Source organism: Actinoplanes sp. NBC_00393, assembly GCF_036053395.1.
Classification (GTDB): Bacteria; Actinomycetota; Actinomycetes; order Mycobacteriales; family Micromonosporaceae; genus Actinoplanes.
In genome coordinates this window covers 513,500-530,993 of record NZ_CP107942.1, presented here as the reverse complement: position 1 = coordinate 530,993, position 17,494 = coordinate 513,500, and the positions used below count along the sequence as shown (strand labels likewise).

Sequence of the window (17,494 nt, the reverse complement as noted above, 5' to 3'; positions counted from 1 at the left end):
GCCGGGGCTGAGCTCTGGCGCACCATGGTCGGCATGGGAACCGTCACGGACGACGAGGCCCGGGTCTCCGGCGTCCGCGCCCGCCTGGCCGACATCACCGAGGGCGATCCGACACCGGCCGAGATCGCCCTGGTCCTGCGGTTGCTGCGCTCGTTCGAGGGCCGGGTGCCGGCCGCCGCCGACACCCTGATCGGGCTTCTGCACGACGGCGACCCGGGCCCGGTCCGGGACCAGGCGCACTCGTTGAAGGGTTCGGCCGCGAACATCGGCGCGACCGCCCTCGCCGAGCTCTGCGCGTCGGTGGAGGATCAGGCCCGCGCCGGGACGGTCGCCGATCCGGCGGCCACCGCCGACCGGGTCCGGGCCGAGGTCGCCGGCGCCCTGCGGGCGGTGTCCGTGGTCACCGGCGACTACCAGAGCTGATCTCGGTGTGCTCCGGCGAGCGCGGCGGCCACGTCATATCGCCGCCCGCGGAGTGCGGCTGAGTGTTCGGCGGCACGGAATTCCTCCGGCCGAAGTCCTCAACCGGGTGCCGCGCAACGCCGAAGTTCAGGCCACGTCCTCGCGAACCCTCGCCGGCGACCTGGGAGAACGGATGCAGATGTGAGCGCAACAGGGGAAGACGCCCGTCTCGCGGCCCTGGACAGCTACCAGCTGCTCGACGGCCCGCGCCCGCTGGTGCTCGACGAGCTGACCCGGCTCGCCAGTTCGGTGCTGGAGACCCCGATGTCCGCGGTCAACCTGATCGGCCGGGACCGCCAGTGGCACGCGGGGAGCAGCGGGATCCTGCCCGGCGAGGTCCCGCTGGAACTCTCGCTGTGCGCCCGGCTGGTCGGCACCCGGGAGCCGCTGGTGGTCGAGGACACCCACGACCACCCGGAGTACCGCGACTGGGAACCCGTCCGGTTCTATGCCGGCGCCCCGGTGATCGACGAGGACGGGCACGTGCTGGGAACCCTGTGCGTGCTCGACGACCGGCCCCGGACGTTCACCGGGCGGCAGCTGGACATGCTGGTGATGATGGCCGGGCAGGCCGCCGGGCATCTCGCGGCGATCCGGGCCCGGCGGCTGCTGGCCGAGGTGGGCGACGAACTGTCCCGGGCGATCAGCCGGGAGGAGGACTTCGTCGCGACCGTCTCGCACGAGTTGCGGACACCGGTCACCACGATCCAGGGGTATCTGGAGCTTCTGGTAGACAACGAGGAGCTCACCCCGTACCGGAAACTGATCGACCCGATCCAGCGCAACGGCGAACGTCTGGTCGCCATGGTCGACCACCTGCTGGCCGGCACCCGGCCGGCGGGCACGCCGCTGCCGCTGCTGCGGGCCCGCACCGACCTGGTCAGCGTGGCCGAGGCCGCGGTGGCGGCCTGCCGCCACCAGGCCACCCAGCGGGACGTACGCGTGGAGATCCGCCCCGGCGACGGCGCGGCCCTGGTGCCCGGCGACTTCACCCGGCTCAGCCAGGCCGCCGAGCAGCTGGTGCGCAACGGGGTGCTGTTCAGCCCGGCCGGCTCGACGGTGACCGTCCGGATCGCCGCCGGCGCCCTGGAGGTCACCGACACCGGCGCCGGTATCCCGGTCGACGAGCTGGCACACGTGTCGGAACGCTTCTACCGCGGCCGGTTCGCCCGTGAGCAGGCCGTTCCCGGCGTCGGGCTGGGCCTGAGCATCGCCGACCGGATCGTCCGGGCACACGACGGCGCGCTGGCCGTCACCTCCGCCGGCCCGGGCGCGGGCACCGTCGCCCGGATGACTCTGCCCGATATGTGAACTCACGCTCAGTCTCGGGCGCTCTCCGCCGATCAGGATGGAGAAGGCCCGGCTTGAGCAGGGAGTGTCGATGGCGGTTCTGCGGCGGCTTCGTCTGGCCGGGCGGCTCGGTGTCGCTTTCACGGTCGTCCTGGTCCTGCTGGGTGTCGCCGTCGGGATCGGCGCGGTGGCCCTCAACCACCAGTCCGAGTCGGCCGGGCGGTTGCGGACGCTGCAGCACCTGATGCACCAGGTCGACGAGCAGAAGTTCCTGAACGCCGACGTCTCGGGCTGGCAGCTGGCGTACGCCTGGGACGTCTACCGGCTCGACCCGAAGACGGCGGTGGACCCGGAGAACCCCAACCGGGCCGGCTTCCTCGCCTCGCTCGACTCGCTGGCCGAGCTGCTGTCGGAGACCGACGTGGCCGCCATGACAGCTGCCGAGCGGGACGTCTTCGACGGTCTGAGCGCGCGCTGGGACGACTACCGCAAGGCCGACGAGCAGATCGTCGCGCTCTACACCGCCGAGCAGGTCAAGGAGGGCGACGCCCTGCTGCTCGGGGACAGCTACGACCTCTACTTCAAGATCGTCGAGGGCACGAACCAGCTGATCGCCTCGGTCACCCAGCGGGCCGACGCCGCCGCCCAGGAGGCGCAGGACGAGGCGGCGTCCACCCGCAACGCGATGATCGTGGTGTTCCTGCTCGCGGCGGTGGCCGCCCTGCTCTTCACGATCGCGGTGACGCGCAGCGTGGCACAGCCCGCCGGCCGGCTCGTCACGGCGCTCGAGGGGATGGCGCACGGCGATCTGACGGTCCGGGTGGACACCAGCGGCACCGACGAGATGGCGGTGATGGGCCGGGCCGTCGACGAGGCGATCGCCGGCGTCCGTGCCACGGTCGTCGAGATCCTGGACAACGGCGGCCGGCTGGCCGAGGCCTCCGAGACCATGCGCCAGGTGAGCCGGCAGATCGGCAGCTCGATCGCCGAGGCCGACCAGCAGGCCGGGCTCGCCGCCACCGGCGCGGCCGGCGTCTCCGGCAACGTGCACACGGTCGCGGCCGGCTCCGACGAGATGGGCTCGGCGATCAGCGAGATCTCCCGCAACGCCGCCGACGCCGCCCAGGTGGCCTCGGAGGCGGTCGGCGCGGCCCGCTCCACCAGCGAGACCATCAACCGGCTCGGCGAGTCGTCGGCGCAGATCGGCGACGTGATCGACGTGATCACCACGATCGCGGCGCAGACCAACCTGCTGGCGCTGAACGCGACCATCGAGGCGGCCCGGGCCGGCGAGTCGGGCAAGGGCTTCGCGGTGGTGGCCAGCGAGGTGAAGGACCTGGCCCAGGAGACCGCCCGGGCCACCGAGAAGATCTCCCAGCAGATCTCCGCGATCCAGGCGGACACCGGCCAGGCGGTCACCGCGATCGACGAGATCAGCCGGATCATCGAGCAGATCAGCGACTACCAGACCACGATCGCTTCCGCGGTGGAGGAGCAGAGCGCGACCACCGGCGAGATGAACCGCGGGGTGAGCGAGGCCGCCAACGGCGTCAGCGAGATCGCGAACAACATCGCCAGCGTGGCGCACAGCACCGCCGCGAGCCGGGAGGGCGTCGGTCAGGCCGCCCGGACCGCGGACGACGTGCAGGAGCTCGCGGACCGGCTGCGGGCCGCCGCCCAGCGGTTCACGGTCTGAGCGCGGCCGGGCCGCCGGTCAGCGACTCGTACGCCCCGATGGCCTGCATGACCCGGCGGACGATGCCGCGCGGCCGGACCACCCGGAAGTCCACGCCACGCCGGCGGGCCGCCTCGCGGGCGCCGATCAGCGCGTCGATCCCGGTCGAGTCGCAGAAGGTCAGCCCGGCCAGGTCGAGCACCAGCTGTTCGGGGGCCGGGCCGGTCAGCACCCGGGTGACCTGCTCGGTGATCCGGTCGGCCTGGGCGATGTCGAGCTCGCCGCGGATCTGGAGGCGGACCACACCGCCGTCGTCGAGGCGGACGATCTTCATGACGCACTCCCTCGAGCGCTTCCCGACTCACCGGTACGCACGCCGGGGCATGGGCTCAGCACGACCCGGACCCGCTTGCCACCCTCGTGGTTCTGCACGGTCCACCCGGTCGACAGCGCCTCGATCAGGGCGATTCCCCGGCCGCCCACGCCGTCCGGGTCGCGCCGGCGCGGCACCACCGAGGAGCCGTCCGCCACCGAGACCGTGACCCGCTCGTCGTGGGCCTCCACGTGCAGGGCGACGCAGCCACCGCCGTGCCGGACCGCGTTGGTGACGAGCTCGCTGACCACCACGGCCGCCGAGTCGAGCCAGTCCTCGTCGCGGAATCCCCAGCCCGCCAGCACGGCGGTGACAGCCCGGCGGGCCGTTGCGGGAGCCTCCCGCGAGAGTGGTACGTCCAGATATGCGGTCAACGCGCTCATGCAGAACCCCAGGAGTCGCCGATGTGCGGCCGGACAATACCCCGGCCCTCGGGACCCGGAAACGTCGCCGACCCCTATGTCTGGTTTCATATGATTCAGGAATGGCAGCGGTGCTCGTCGTCGAGGACAACCCGGAACACCAGGCCGTCATCGCCGAGGTGGTCCGCCGGCTGGGCCACGACGTCACCGTCGCCGGCGACGGGCTGGCCGGGCTCGCCGCCGCCCACGCGCACCGGCCCGACCTGGTGGTCGCCGACGTCGACATGCCGCATCTGGACGGCATCCGGATGTGCCGGGCGCTGCGCGAGGACCCGGCCACCGCCACGGTGCCGGTGGTGCTGGTCACCGCGTACCTGCCGCCCGGCGACGCGCTGCTCACCGGTGCCGAGCCGGCCGCGATCGTCCCGAAACCGTTCCGGGTCCGCGAGCTGACCGAGGTCCTGCGCACCTGTCTGGCCGCGCCTCAGCCGGAACCGGCGCCGCCGGCCGACGCGCATCACACCGCCTTCCTCGAGGCGATGCTGCACAGCCTGGACACCGGCGTGGTGGCCTGCGACCTCGACGGCCGGCCGCTGGTGGCCAACCAGGCGGTCCGCGACTTCTTCGGCCCGGACGCGATGACCGTGCCGGTCCGCGACTGGATCGGCCACTTCGGGCTGCGCCGCCACGACGGCAGCCCGCTGCAGGTCGGCGAGTTGCCGCTGCACCGGGCGCTGAGCGGCGAGGAGGTACGCCACGCCGGCCTGCTCGCCGACGACCGGCAGCACCGCCCGCGCTGGTTCTCGATCAACGCCCGCCCGGTCCGGGACGCCGCCGGGGTCGTGCTGGGCGCGGTGGCCGCGGTCCACGACGTCACCGCCGACCAGCACCAGCACCAGTACCAGCGCTGCAAGAGCCGGGTCCTGAAAGCCCTGGTCCAGGCCCCGGACACGGCGAGTGCCGCGCGCGCGGTGCTCGGTGCGATCGCCGACGAGCTGCACTGGCCGTACCTGCGGCTGTGGCTGGTCGACGAGGTCACCGAACGGCTGCGGCCGGCCGCCACCCACACCGGTCCCGGCGGCGCACCACCCGCCCTGCCGGCGGCCATCGAGCGGGGCAGCGGGCTGGCCGGCACCTGCTGGGCCCGCGGCGAGCTGGTCTGGGTGCCGGACGTCCACAGCCCCGGCTCGCCGCTGCTGCCCGAGGTGGCGGCGTCCAGCGCCTACCGGGCGGCCGGCGCGGTGCCGGTGCGCAGCGCGGACAAGGTGGTCGGCGTGCTCACCTTCTTCACCCACGCGCCGCAGGAGCCGGAACCGGCGCTCGCGGTCCTGCTCACCGGCATCTCCGGGCACATCGGCGCCTACCTGGAACGCCGCCGGGCCGAGGAGCTGGCCAACCAGCTGGCGGCCAGCATCGGCGAATACGTCGCCCTGGTCGGGCACGAGCTGCGTACGCCGCTGACCTCGATCGGCACCTACACCGACCTGATCGCCGAGTCCGGCGACGACACCACCATCGGCGAGGTGCGTGACCTGCTCGCGGTGATCGAGCGCAACAACGCCCGGCTGCGCACCCTGGTCGAGCAGCTGCTCGACCTCGCCGCCCTGGAATCCGGGCACGCCCAGCTCAACGTCACCGCCGTGGACCTGGCCGCGGTGGTGGCGACCGTCGCGACCACCGCCGCCGCCGACGCCGAGCCGCACCCGGAGATCCGCACCGAGCTGCCCGCCCGGCTGACCGTGCCGGGCGATCCGGTCCGGCTCCGGCAGGTCGCGGAGAACCTGATCGGCAACGCGGTCAAGTACAGCCCGGCCGGTTCCACGGTCACCGTCAACCTCACCACGGCCGAGGACGCGGCGTTACTCACGGTCACCGACACCGGGATGGGCATCCCTCCTGAGGAGCGCGACCGGCTCTTCGCCCGCCTCTACCGGGCGACGAACGCGCGGCACAGCGGCATTCCGGGGGCCGGCCTGGGCCTTTCGCTCACCCGCGCCATCGTCGATCTCCATCGGGGAACCATCACGCTGCGCGACGGCGAGCAGGGCGGTACGGTCGCGACCGTACGACTCCCGATGAACCCGCAGTCGTACGCGTGACGAAAAGTCCCGCACTACCGCGCGACCATGCACGAGGCGAGGCCGCAGCGCGGCCGCCGGGCTGAAGCTCGGGTCAATGATGCGACGGGTGATCCCCGAGCAGCTTGGTGGCCAGCACCGCGGCCTGGGTACGCCGTTCCAGCCCGAGCTTCGCGAGCAGGCTGGACACGTAGTTCTTCACCGTCTTCTCGGCCAGGAACATCCGCCCGGCGATCTCCCGGTTGGTCAGGCCCTCCGCGACGAACTCCAGGATCCGCCGCTCCTGATCGGTCAGCGAGGCCAGCTCGCGCGGCTGCTCCACCCCGTTGCGGATGCGCTCCAGCACCCGCTGAGTGACCGCGGGGTCGAGCAGCGACTGCCCGGCCGCGACCCGGCGCACCGCGTCGACCAGGTCGGTGCCGCGGATCTGCTTCAGCACGTACCCCGACGCGCCGGCCATGATCGCGGCGAACAGCGCCTCGTCGTCCTCGTACGAAGTGAGGATCAGGCCCTTGATCGTCGAGTCGACCGCCCGCACGTCCCGGCAGACGTCGATGCCGTTGCCGTCCGGCAGGCGGGCGTCGAGCACCGCCACGTCCGGGCGCAGGGCCGGGATGCGCCGGGCCGCCTCCTGAGCGGAACCGGACTCGCCAACGACCTCGATGTCACCGCCCGCCTGCAGCAGATCGATCAGGCCGCGGCGGACCACCTCGTGGTCGTCGAGGAGAAAGACTCGGATCATGTCTCCTTCCTACCCCCGGTCGACCCGGCCACCAAGGGCCTAAGGTCCCGCGTCGCCGCACGGCCCCAACCGATAGCCTCGACGCCGTGGCCGAATCGACTCCCTCGCTGGGCCTGAGTCCGCTGTCCCGGGTCCGGCTCGACGAGCTGCTGCACGAGATGCAGAACCGGGTCGGCGACATCGTCACCAGCCGCGAACGGCTGCGCGCCCTGCTCGACGCGGTCGTCGGCATCGGCACCGACCTGGACCTGCGCAGCACCCTGCAACGGATCGTGGAGGCGGCGTGCGCGCTGGCCGGCGCCCGGTACGGCGCGCTCGGCGTGCTCGCCCCGGACAACGACAGCCTCTCCGACTTCGTCACGCACGGCATCGACCCGGCGGCGCACGCGAAGATCGGCGACCTGCCGCACGGGCGCGGCGTGCTCGGCCTGCTGATCACCGACCCGCGGCCGGTGCGGCTGCCGGACATCACCAGGCACCCCAACTCGTACGGGTTCCCGCCGCACCACCCGCCGATGCACAGCTTCCTCGGCGTCCCGGTCCGCACCCGTGATCAGATCTTCGGCAACCTCTACCTGGCGGAGAAACAAGGCGGGTACCCGGCCGAGAAGCAGGGCGCCGAGCAGTTCAGCGAGGACGACGAGGAGATCGTGGTGGCCCTGGCCGCCGCGGCCGGCGTCGCGATCGACAACGCCCGGCTGTACGAGCTGGCCCAGCGCCGGCAACGGTGGCTGGCGGCCGCGGCCGAGATCACCGGGGTGCTGGTGGGGACGGTCCGGCGTACTGAGGCGCTGCGGCTGATCGCCCGGCGGGCCCGCGAGGTGGCCGGCGCGGACCTCGTGCTGGTGCTGCTCTACGAGGAGGAGAACGCCCGGTACCGGATCGAGGTGTCCGACGGCGCCGATCTCGCCGGGCGGGTTCTGCCGGCTGACACGCGTACTTTCGGGCAGGAGTCGTACCGGCTGGTGGAGAACCTGCGGGCGGCCGCCGAGTGGCCCGGCGAGGTGCCGGACGGCCCGGCGCTGGTCGCCCCGCTGGCCGGCGCCGACCTGCCGCAGGGCGTCCTGATCGTCAGCGGGCCGGCCAGCACCGACGACGCCGCGCTGCTCTCCTCGTTCGCCGGGCAGGCCGCGCTCGCGCTGGAACGGGCCCGGGCCCAGGAGGAGCGGGAACTGCTCGCCGTCCTGGAGGACCGCGAACGGATCGCCCGCGACCTGCACGACGTGGTGATCCAGCGGCTCTTCGCCACCGGCATGCAGCTGCAGGGCGCGGTCGCCCCGGCCGGGATGAGGCCGGAGGTGGTGAAGCGGATCAACGCGGCGGTCGACGATCTGGACGCCACCATCCGCGACATCCGCCGCTCGATCTTCGAGTTGCGTGCCCCGGTCGGCGCGACGTTGCGTACCGAACTGCGCGACACCTGCGACGCCGCCCTGGACACCCTCGGTTTCCGGCCCACGCTGGAGACGTCCGGCCCGGTGGAGAGCGCGGTCCCGGACGACATCGTGCCCGAGCTGATCGCGGTGCTGCGGGAGGCGCTGTCCAACGCCGCCCGGCACGCGCAGGCCCGCGCGGTCCGCGTCTCGGTACGCGTCGCCGGTCGCGAGCTGATCCTGCAGGTGGAGGACGACGGCGTCGGCATGGACCCGGCGCTGGCCCGCGGCGGCGTGGTCAACATGGGCGAGCGGGCGGCCGACCTGGGCGGCGGTTTCGAGGCCGGACCCCGCCCGGACGGCACCGGCACGCTGATCACCTGGCGGGTCCCTCTGGGCGCCTGAGCGAGCGGGACCTTCGGCCCTTAACGGTGGGCGCTCCCGGGAGGCACCGTTGAGGGAACACCGGGAAGGAGAACCGCCGTGATCCGCTACGACGAGTCCGACCTGCGGCGCGCCGCCGCGGCCGGCATCCACGCACCCTCCATGCACAACACCCAGCCGTGGGCGTTCCGGCTGCGCGACGGCGCGATCGAGGTGCTCGCCGACCCGTCCCGCCAGCTCGCCGTCGCCGACCGGGCCGGCTGGGCGATGCGGCTCGCCTGCGGTGCGGCCACCTTCAACGCCCGGCTCGCCCTGGCCTGGGCGGGCACCCCGGCGGACGTGCTGCTGCTGCCGGACAGCGACGAGCCCGAGGTGATGGCCCGGCTGACGCCGGGACGGCAACGGCCTCCGACATACGCCGAACGCGACCTGCACGCCGCGATCGAACGCCGGCACAGCAACCGTGACCCGTTCTGGCCCGACCCGGTGCCCGCCGACGTCCGGGTCCGGCTGCTGGACGCGGCCCGGGCCGAGCACGCCTGGCTGGACCTGCTGGTCGGGATGACCGCGCTGAGCGGCTTCTCGGAGATCGCGCACAGCGCCGACCGGGTGCTGCGCCGCGACGACCACTACCAGTCCGAGCTGATCACCTGGACCGACACCGAGGTCGCGCCGGACGGCATCCCGGTGACCGCGGGCGCGCCGGTCGGCGAGCCGCAGGACCTGATCCCACAGCGGTTCGGGCACCGGCGCCGGGCGCCCGGCCGCGACTACGAGCCGGAGCCGCTGGTCGGCATCCTGGGCACCGCCGGCGACCGCAAGCTGGACCAGGTGATGGCCGGGCAGGCGCTGCAGCACGTGCTGCTCGCGGTGACCGACGCCGGCCTGGCCTGCTCGATGATCTCCCAGCCGATCGAGGTGCCGGCCGCGCGGGACCAGCTGCGGCGCTCGCTCGGCCGGACCGGTTTCCCGCAGATCGCGCTGCGTATCGGTTACGGCCGGCCGGGAAACCCGGCGCCGCGCCGCGAGGTCGCCGATGTGGTGGTCCACACAGGCTGACCTCTGGTAGTTGCCACATATATGCAACAACGCATGCCCGGGAATATGCTGACGCCGATGGGCCCCGACCGCGGCCCGCGGCGGGAGGCTCCATGGAGACGCAGGCGATGCACATCGCCAATGGCATCATCGACGGGCCGGTGTCACTCGCCTTCGTGGCGATCTCACTGGCCGCGCTGGCGGTCTGCGTCTGGCGGGCCCGAGCCGACCTCGACGACCGGCTGGCCCCGATGGCCGGGCTGGTCGCGGCGTTCATCTTCGCCGTGCAGATGCTCAACTTCCAGGTGCTGCCCGGCGTCTCCGGTCACCTGCTCGGCGGCACCCTCGCGGTGATCCTGGTCGGCCCGTGGGTCGGCTCGCTGTGCGTGGCGACCGTGCTGATCGTGCAGTGCCTGCTGTTCGCCGACGGCGGCCTCACCGCCATCGGGCTGAACATCTTCAACATGGCGATCCTCGGCACCGCGGTCGCCTACCTGCTGGTCGCCGGCCTGCTACGGATCCTGCCGAAGACCCCGGCCGGGCTCGGCGCCACCGCCTTCATCGCCTCGATCATCGGCGTCGTGGTCGCCTCGATGGGCTTCGTCGTCCAGTACGCGCTGGGCGGCACCACCGAGCTGTCCCTGGCCGGGATCGCCGGGACGATGGCCGGCGTGCACGTGCTGATCGGCATCGGTGAGGGCCTGATCGCCGCCACCACCGTGGTCACCGTCGCGCGCGTGCGCCCCGACCTGGTCTACGCGCTCCGTCACTTCCGCAAGCCCGCCCTCGCCAAGATCGGAGTCGAGGCATGAGCAAGAAGCTGGGATGGTTCCTGGCCGGTGGCCTGCTCGTCGCCCTGCTGCTGGCCGGTGTGGTGTCCAGCTTCGCCTCGGGCAGCCCGGACGGCCTGGACTACGCGGCCCGCGAGGGCTGCACGTTCAACGCCGACGACGAGATCACCGGCGGCTCCTGCATGCTGCAGCAGGAGGGTGACCATCAACTGGCCGACAGCCCGCTGGCCGACTACGGCATCCGGGGCATCGACAACGAGTTCCTCTCCACCGGCCTGTCCGGCGTCCTCGGCGTACTGATCACGTTCGCCGTCGGCGGCGGCCTGTTCTGGCTGGTCCGCCGCCGCGACAAGGTCTCCTGACTTGGCCGCGGGGCACGCCCACCCGCTGCACCTCGACCGGGACAGCCCGATCCACCGGCTGTCCCCCGAGGTGAAGATCGTGGCGATGCTGCTGTTCACCGTCATCGTGGTGGCCACCCCGCGGACCGAGTTCCTCGCCTTCGGCGGGTACGCGCTGCTGCTCGCCGGAGTGGCGGTGCTGGCCCGGGTGCCGGCCGGCTGGCTGGCCAAGCGGGCCACCATCGAGCTGCCGTTCGTGCTGCTCGCGATCGCGCTGCCGCTCGCCGGGCATGGGGAGCGGGTGGAGTGGCTGGGCCTGTCGCTCTCGGTCGACGGCCTCTACGGCGCGTGGAACATCTTCGCGAAGGGCACGCTCGGCGTACTGGCGTCGCTCCTGCTCGCCGCGACCACCACCATGCGTGACCTGATCCTCGGCCTGGACCGGCTGCGCTGCCCCGAGGTCCTCACCCAGATCATGACGTTCATGCTGCGCTACATCGACGTGCTCGCCGACGACGCCCGCCGGATGCGGATCGCCCGGCTGGCCCGCGGCTACGACCCGCGTTTCCTCTGGCAGGCGAAGGCGTTCGCGGTCGGCGTCGGCGCGCTCTTCCTGCGCTCCTACGAGCGCGGCGAGCGGGTCTACCTGGCCATGCTGTCGCGCGGCTACTCCGGCCGGCTCCCCCAGCTCGGCGGCGGCCCGGCGCCGGCCCGCGAGTGGGCGATCTCCGCGGCCCTGCCGGTCGCCACCGCCGGCATAGCCGTCGCCGCGCTCGTCCTAGCATGACCCCATGAGTGTGCCGGCTGCCCTGCAGATCACCGGGCTGCACTTCGCGTACCCGGACGGGCGCGAGGCGCTACGCGGCGTGGACCTGACCCTCGCGCCGGGCGAGCGGGTCGCGCTGCTCGGGCCGAACGGCGCCGGCAAGACCACCCTGGTGCTGCATCTCAACGGCATCCTGCACGGCGGGGCCGGGCGGGTGGAGATCTCCGGCATGCCGGTCACGCCCGGCGATCGCAAGGCGATCACCGAGATCCGCCGCCGGGTCGGCGTCGTCTTCCAGGATCCCGACGACCAGCTCTTCATGCCGACGGTCGCGGAGGATGTGGCTTTCGGCCCGGCAAATCTGGGGGTACGCGGAGACGAGCTCGCCGCCCGGGTCGACGAGGCCCTGACCGCCGTCGGCATGCTGGAGCACCGCGGTCAGGTGCCGCAACACCTGTCCTTCGGCCAGCGGCGGCGGGTCGCGGTCGCCACCGTGCTGGCCATGCGCCCGGAGATCCTGGTCCTCGACGAGCCCTCGTCCAACCTGGACCCGGCGAGCCGGCGGGAACTGGCCGAGATCATCGAATCCCTGCCGGTCACCGCGCTGATGGTGACGCACGACCTGCCGTACGCATTGGAGCTCTGCCCCCGCTCGGTGATCCTGGACGCCGGCCGGATCGTCGCCGACGGACCGACCGGGGAGCTGCTCACCGACCGCGACCTGATGGCGAGCCACCGCCTCGAGCTGCCGTTCGGTTTCGATCCCCGGACGGTGTGAAGTCCGGGGACCCGGACTTCACACCCGCGGAGGAGAGGTCAGGCGGCCTGGCGCAGCGGCGCCTGCACGCCGCCGACGAGGGCCTGCCAGGTGCGGGGCCCGATGACCCCGTCCGCCGCGACCTCGGCGCCGTCGGCACGCAGCGCGGATTGGAAGGCGCGTACCGCCTGTTCGGTGGCCGGCCCGTACACCCCGTCGGCCTGGGGGGCCACATCGCCGCGGACCTGGAACTCGTGCTGCACGCCGCGCACCGCGTTGCCCTTCGCACCCGGCCGTACCTCGACGATCAGCGCGCGCCAGGTCTGCGGGCCGACGACACCGTCGTCGGGGAGATTCTTGGCGCGCTGGTAGGCGCGTACCGCGTCGGAGGTCTGTGCACCGAAGACTCCATCAACGGTGACCGTGTGCCCGTGTGCCAGCAGCAGGTATTGCAGCATCGGCACCGGGTGATTCGTCGCGCCCTGCCGGGTCGTCGGCCAAGGGTTCAACGTGGCGGTCATACGGGGGTCCCCTTCCTCATCGTCGAGCGACGGGTGTGTACTTCCCTCACTTTCGCGCCCCGCGCCGATGATTGAAAGGGTGAAGTAAGTCATCGCCAGCGATTCGTCAGAAATGATTTCGGCCGGCTGACCGATTCGCACCCGTCAAAGCCCGTTCACCCGCGCGAAACTGTGAATTCGCGCGCCGGACCGCGCATCCACGCGCACCGGGCAGTGGGATATCGCACGGGGCCCGGCACCATCTGGCGCCGGGCCCCGGGTGCGTGCAAGATCAGTGTTCGGCCCAGTCTCCGAGCGACCAGTCCCGCACCTCGGGCATGTCCTCCAGATGCTCGACGACGTACCGCTCGTGCTTCTCCAGCTGCGCCTCGCACCAGGCCTTCAGCTCGGTCGCGCCGACCGGCAGCCGCTTGGCGTTGTTGATCGCGTCCATCACCAGGTGGTACCGGGACGCCCGGTTGCGCACCGTCATGTCGAACGGTGTGGTGGTGGTGCCCTGCTCGATGAAGCCGCGGACCCGGAACCGGTCGGCGTCCGGCCGGCCGTGCACCAGCTGGTGGATGGCGCCCGGGTAACCGTGGAAGGCGAACACCACGTCCACGTGGTCGGTGAACAGCTCGCGGAACATGGTCTCGCTCATGCCGTGCGGGTGGTCCTTCGGCCGCGGCAGGGTCATCAGGTTGACCACGTTGACCACCCGGACCTTCAGCTGCGGCAGCTTCTCCATCAGGATCCGGGCCGCCGCCACCGTCTCCATGGTCACCACGTCACCGGCGCAGGCCAGGATGATGTCCGGGTCGCTGTTGCCGTCGTCGGTGCCGGCCCACTCCCAGACGCCGGCGCCCTTCGCGGTGTGCTCGATCGCCTGATCCATGTCGAGCCACTGCAGCTGCGGCTGCTTGTCGATGACGATCAGATTGATGTACGACTTCGACCGGAAGCAGTGGTTGGCCACCGAGAGCAGGGTGTTCGCGTCCGGCGGCAGGTAGACCCGGGCCACGTCGCCGCGCTGGGTGAGCACCACCTGGATCAGGCCGGGACCCTGATGCGAGAAGCCGTTGTGGTCGTTGCGCCAGGCGGTCGAGGTGAGCAGGATGTTCAGGCTCGGCACCTTGGCCCGCCAGGGCAGGTGCTTGGCCTCCTGCAGCCACTTGCCGTGCTGCACCGTCTGCGAGGCGCTGACCATGGCGAACGCCTCGTACGTGGCGAACATGCCGTGCCGGCCGGTCAGGTTGTAGCCCTCCAGCCAGCCGTGGCAGTTGTGCTCGGAGAGCACCTCCATGACCCGGCCGTTGCGGCTGAGCTTCACGTCGTCGTCGTTCACCGACTCCATGAACGCCCGGTCGGAGACCTCGAAGACCGCGCCGAGCCGGTTGCTGTTCGTCTCGTCCGGGCAGAACAGCCGGAACCGGTCGCTGTTGCGCTGGTAGATGTCGCGCATCATCTCGCCCAGCTTGCGGGTGGACTCGGCCCGGGTCTGCGCCGGCTGCTTCACCTCGATGGCGTAGTCGCGGAAGTCCGGCAGGTCGAGGTCGCGGGTGAGCAGGCCGCCGTTGGCGTGCGGGGAGGCGCTCATCCGCAGGTCGCCGTCGGGCGCCTCGGCGCGGATCTGCTCGACCGGCGCGCCGGTGGCGTCGAACAGCTCCTCCGGCCGGTACGACTTGAGCCACTTCTCCAGCTCACGCAGGTGGTCCTCGTTGTCGCGGACCCCGGAGAGCGGGACCTGGTGCGAGCGCCAGGTGCCGGTCACGGTGATGCCGTCGATCTTCTCGGGACCGGTCCAGCCCTTCGGCGTACGCAGCACGATGAGCGGCCAGTGCGGACGCGCGCCGTCCCAGTCGCCGCCGCGCGCCGCGCTCTGGATGGCGCGGATCTTGCCCCACGCCTCGGCCAGCGCCGCCGCGAAGCGGTGGTGCATGCCGGGCAGGTCGGCCCCCTCGACCTCGATGATCTCGTAGCCGTGGCCCTCCAGGAGCTTGCGCACCTCGGCCGGGTCCTTGCGGGCCAGCACGGTCGGCCCGGCGATCTTCGCGCCGTTGAGGTGCAGGATCGGCAGCACCGCGCCGTCGTGCTCGGGGTTGATGAAGGAGATGCCCTTCCAGGAGCCCTCCAGCGGACCGGTCTCGGCCTCGCCGTCACCGACCACCGCGATGGTGAGCAGGTCGGGGTTGTCCATCACCGAGCCGAACGCGTGCACCAGCACGTAGCCGAGCTCGCCACCCTCGTGGATGGACCCGGGCGTGGTCACCGAGACGTGGCTGGGGATGCCGCCGGGGCTGGAGAACTGCCGGAACAGGCGCAGCATGCCGCCCTCGTCGAGGCTGACCTTCGGGTACACCTCGGAGTAGGTGCCCTCCAGGTAGCCGGCGGCGACCAGGGCGGGGCCACCGTGCCCGGGGCCGGCCAGGTAGATGGCCTGCTGCCCGGTCTTGCGGATCAGGCGGGACACGTGGGCGTACACGAAGGAGAGACCGGGGCTGGTGCCCCAGTGGCCGAGCAGGCGCGGCTTGATGTGCTCCGACTTGAGCGGCTCGCGCAGCAGCGGGTTGCCCTGCAGATAGATCTGGCCGACGGTCAGGTAGTTGTTCGCCCGCCACCAGGCGTCGAGGCCGGCGACCTCGGCGTCGTCCGGGGCGGCGAGCTTCCGGACGAGCTCCTCGTGGTCGAGCTGGGACCGGTTGTCCGAAACGGCGGTCACGATCATTCCTCTCGCCGGAGTTGTCGATTCTGAACGTATCGGCGGTGGCCATCGGGAACACGGGTCTTTCGGCCCTTCCCCGTGGGACGTTACCCCCAGCGACCGCCGGGTTACGTCGACCGCTACATGAAGGTCACGTAAAGTGGGCGTCGGTGTGCCGGGAAGCCTGGTCGGCCTTACGACAGGCATGCCCATCGGGAGGACCGCCATGACCTCGCCACCACGCGGCCAGTTCCGGCTGCTCGGGCTCGGCAGCTGGACCGAAGCACGGCGGATCGCCGAGATCCTGCGCGCCGAGACCGTGGGCGGCATGCTCCTGCTCGGCGCCACGGTGCTGGCCCTGGCCTGGGCGAACTCCCCATGGAAAGACTTCTACCAGGAGCTGGCGGCGTTCCGGGCCGGGCCGGGCGACTTGCACCTGAACCTCTCGCTCGCCGCCTGGGCCGCCGACGGCCTGCTGGCGATCTTCTTCTTCGTCGCCGGGCTGGAGCTGAAACGCGAGTTCGTCGTCGGCGACCTGCGCGATCTGCGGCGGGCCGCGCTGCCGGTGACGGCCGCGATGGGCGGCATGCTCGTCCCCGCGCTGATCTACGTGGCGGTCATCCTCACCGACGACGGTGACGGGCTGCGCGGCTGGGCCGTGCCGACCGCCACCGACATCGCCTTCGCACTGGCCGTGCTCGGCGTGATCAGCACCCATCTGCCGGGCGCGCTGCGGACCTTCCTGCTCACCCTGGCCGTCGTCGACGACCTGCTGGCCATCACGATCATCGCGATCTTCTACACCGCGGGCCTGCACCCCCTCCCGCTGCTGGCCGCCCTGCTGACGATCGCGGTCTTCGGCGCGCTGGTCCAGCGCGGGATCACCCGCTGGTGGCTGCTGCTGCCGCTGGCCGGGCTCGCCTGGTCGCTGATGCACGCCTCCGGGGTGCACGCCACCGTGGCCGGCGTGCTGCTGGCGTTCACCGTGCCGGTCCGCGGCCGCGGCGGCGTCGACCTGGCCCACCGCCTGGAGCACCGCTGGCGGCCGGTCTCGGCCGGCTTCGCGGTGCCGGTCTTCGCCTTCTTCGCGGCCGGTGTCACGATCAGCGGCAGCGGCGGGCTCGGCGCCACCGCCACCCTCGCCGCGGTCGCCGGCCTGGTGCTGGGCAAGCCGATCGGCATCATGGCCTCGGCCTGGCTGGTGCAGCGCTTCACCCGGGCCCAGCTCGCCGACGGGCTGAGCTGGTGGGACGTGCTGGGTCTGGGCCTGCTCGGCGGGATCGGCTTCACCGTGTCGCTGCTGATCAGCGAGCTGGCCTTCGGCTCCGGCAGCGAACTCGACGACCAGACGAAGATCGGCGTGCTGGCCGGTTCACTGATCGCCGCCCTGCTCGCCACGGTCCTGCTGCGCATCCGCAACCGCCACTACCGCCGCCTCTGCGCCCTCGAGGAGGCCGACGACGACGCCGACGGCATCCCCGACGCCTACCAGCGCTGAGCCGTCCCACCCCTCCCCCGGCCCTCCCTCGCACCGCCAGGCCCTCCGTCGCGCCGCCCAGCCCCGCATCGCACCGCCAGGCCCTCCGTCGCGCCGCCCAGCCCTCCCTCGAACCGCCCAGTCCTCCCTGGCACCGCCCAGTCCTCCCTGGCACCGCCCAGTCCTTCCTGGCACCGCCAGCCCTCCCCCGTACCGCCCAGCCCTCCCTCGATCCGGCTGGGTCCGCACGGCCGACAGATCAGCCCGCGCCGGGCAGCGCCGTCCAGCAGGATTTCCCGGAAGGGGCCACACCCACAGCGTGTGTGCCCACACCCGCTGTGGGTGTGCCGACGCTCCGGGAACCCATCGCCAGCCGACGCTGAT

The 17,494-nt window shown here is 72.2% G+C and carries 16 protein-coding genes; 11 read left to right on the top strand and 5 right to left on the bottom strand.

From position 1 onward, the window contains the following. Nucleotides 1-33 precede the first annotated feature (33 nt). The 3 genes from OHA21_RS02395 (at nt 34) to OHA21_RS02385 (ending at nt 3,448) form a co-directional block, all read left to right on the top strand. A complete protein-coding gene (locus OHA21_RS02395) occupies nt 34-423 on the top strand; it encodes an Hpt domain-containing protein (RefSeq protein WP_328469645.1) in 390 nt (129 codons plus the stop codon). Nucleotides 424-603: 180 nt separating this feature from the next. Continuing rightward, nucleotides 604-1,773 (top strand): GAF domain-containing sensor histidine kinase, encoded by a 1,170-nt coding sequence (locus OHA21_RS02390; RefSeq protein WP_328469643.1) that lies wholly within the window; start codon nt 604-606, stop codon nt 1,771-1,773. A gap of 70 nt (nt 1,774-1,843) precedes the next feature. After that, entirely contained in the window at nt 1,844-3,448 is a 1,605-nt protein-coding gene (locus OHA21_RS02385; protein ID WP_328469641.1) for a methyl-accepting chemotaxis protein, read from the top strand. Here the strand turns inward: OHA21_RS02385 and OHA21_RS02380 are convergent. Next, entirely contained in the window at nt 3,438-3,761 is a 324-nt protein-coding gene (locus OHA21_RS02380) for an STAS domain-containing protein (protein WP_328469639.1), read from the bottom strand. The genes OHA21_RS02385 and OHA21_RS02380 overlap by 11 nt on opposite strands. Then, the gene (locus tag OHA21_RS02375; RefSeq protein ID WP_328469637.1) at nt 3,758-4,183 is read right to left on the bottom strand and encodes an ATP-binding protein; all 426 of its coding nucleotides are present in this window, start codon (nt 4,181-4,183) and stop codon (nt 3,758-3,760) included. Before OHA21_RS02375 ends, OHA21_RS02380 begins: the two co-directional genes overlap by 4 nt. A 101-nt stretch (nt 4,184-4,284) precedes the next feature. Between OHA21_RS02375 and OHA21_RS02370 the strand changes: the two genes are divergently transcribed. Next, a complete protein-coding gene (locus OHA21_RS02370; protein ID WP_328469635.1) occupies nt 4,285-6,261 on the top strand; it encodes an ATP-binding protein in 1,977 nt (658 codons plus the stop codon). Between the two features lie 73 nt (nt 6,262-6,334). Here the strand turns inward: OHA21_RS02370 and OHA21_RS02365 are convergent, their stop codons facing one another. Next, on the bottom strand, nt 6,335-6,982 hold the full coding sequence (locus tag OHA21_RS02365; RefSeq protein WP_328469633.1) for a response regulator transcription factor: 648 nt from the start codon (nt 6,980-6,982) through the stop codon (nt 6,335-6,337). A gap of 158 nt (nt 6,983-7,140) precedes the next feature. Between OHA21_RS02365 and OHA21_RS02360 the strand changes: the two genes are divergently transcribed. The 6 genes from OHA21_RS02360 (at nt 7,141) to OHA21_RS02335 (ending at nt 12,453) form a co-directional block, all read left to right on the top strand. Further along, nucleotides 7,141-8,760: a GAF domain-containing sensor histidine kinase gene (locus OHA21_RS02360; protein WP_328478256.1), complete on the top strand. Its 1,620-nt coding sequence runs from the start codon at nt 7,141-7,143 to the stop codon at nt 8,758-8,760. Between the two features lie 78 nt (nt 8,761-8,838). Then, entirely contained in the window at nt 8,839-9,798 is a 960-nt protein-coding gene (locus OHA21_RS02355) for an Acg family FMN-binding oxidoreductase (RefSeq protein WP_328469631.1), read from the top strand. Nucleotides 9,799-9,890: 92 nt separating this feature from the next. Next, nucleotides 9,891-10,589, top strand: a complete 699-nt coding sequence (locus tag OHA21_RS02350) for an energy-coupling factor ABC transporter permease (protein ID WP_328469629.1) — start codon at nt 9,891-9,893, stop codon at nt 10,587-10,589. Beyond that, entirely contained in the window at nt 10,586-10,930 is a 345-nt protein-coding gene (locus OHA21_RS02345; protein WP_328469627.1) for a PDGLE domain-containing protein, read from the top strand. The genes OHA21_RS02350 and OHA21_RS02345 overlap by 4 nt, the downstream gene beginning before the upstream one ends. 1 nt (nt 10,931) lies before the next feature. Continuing rightward, on the top strand, nt 10,932-11,696 hold the full coding sequence (gene cbiQ, locus OHA21_RS02340; protein ID WP_328469625.1) for a cobalt ECF transporter T component CbiQ: 765 nt from the start codon (nt 10,932-10,934) through the stop codon (nt 11,694-11,696). 4 nt (nt 11,697-11,700) lie between these two features. Continuing rightward, the gene (locus OHA21_RS02335; RefSeq protein ID WP_328469623.1) at nt 11,701-12,453 is read left to right on the top strand and encodes an energy-coupling factor ABC transporter ATP-binding protein; all 753 of its coding nucleotides are present in this window, start codon (nt 11,701-11,703) and stop codon (nt 12,451-12,453) included. 38 nt (nt 12,454-12,491) lie between these two features. Here the strand turns inward: OHA21_RS02335 and OHA21_RS02330 are convergent, their stop codons facing one another. Next, nucleotides 12,492-12,953, bottom strand: coding sequence for a peptidoglycan-binding domain-containing protein (locus tag OHA21_RS02330; protein ID WP_328469621.1), 462 nt, complete (start codon nt 12,951-12,953; stop codon nt 12,492-12,494). 271 nt (nt 12,954-13,224) lie between these two features. Next, nucleotides 13,225-15,657 (bottom strand): phosphoketolase family protein, encoded by a 2,433-nt coding sequence (locus OHA21_RS02325; protein ID WP_328469619.1) that lies wholly within the window; start codon nt 15,655-15,657, stop codon nt 13,225-13,227. A gap of 202 nt (nt 15,658-15,859) precedes the next feature. Between OHA21_RS02325 and nhaA the strand changes: the two genes are divergently transcribed. Beyond that, nucleotides 15,860-17,131, top strand: a complete 1,272-nt coding sequence (nhaA, locus tag OHA21_RS02320; RefSeq protein ID WP_328469617.1) for a Na+/H+ antiporter NhaA — start codon at nt 15,860-15,862, stop codon at nt 17,129-17,131. Nucleotides 17,132-17,494: the final 363 nt, after the last annotated feature.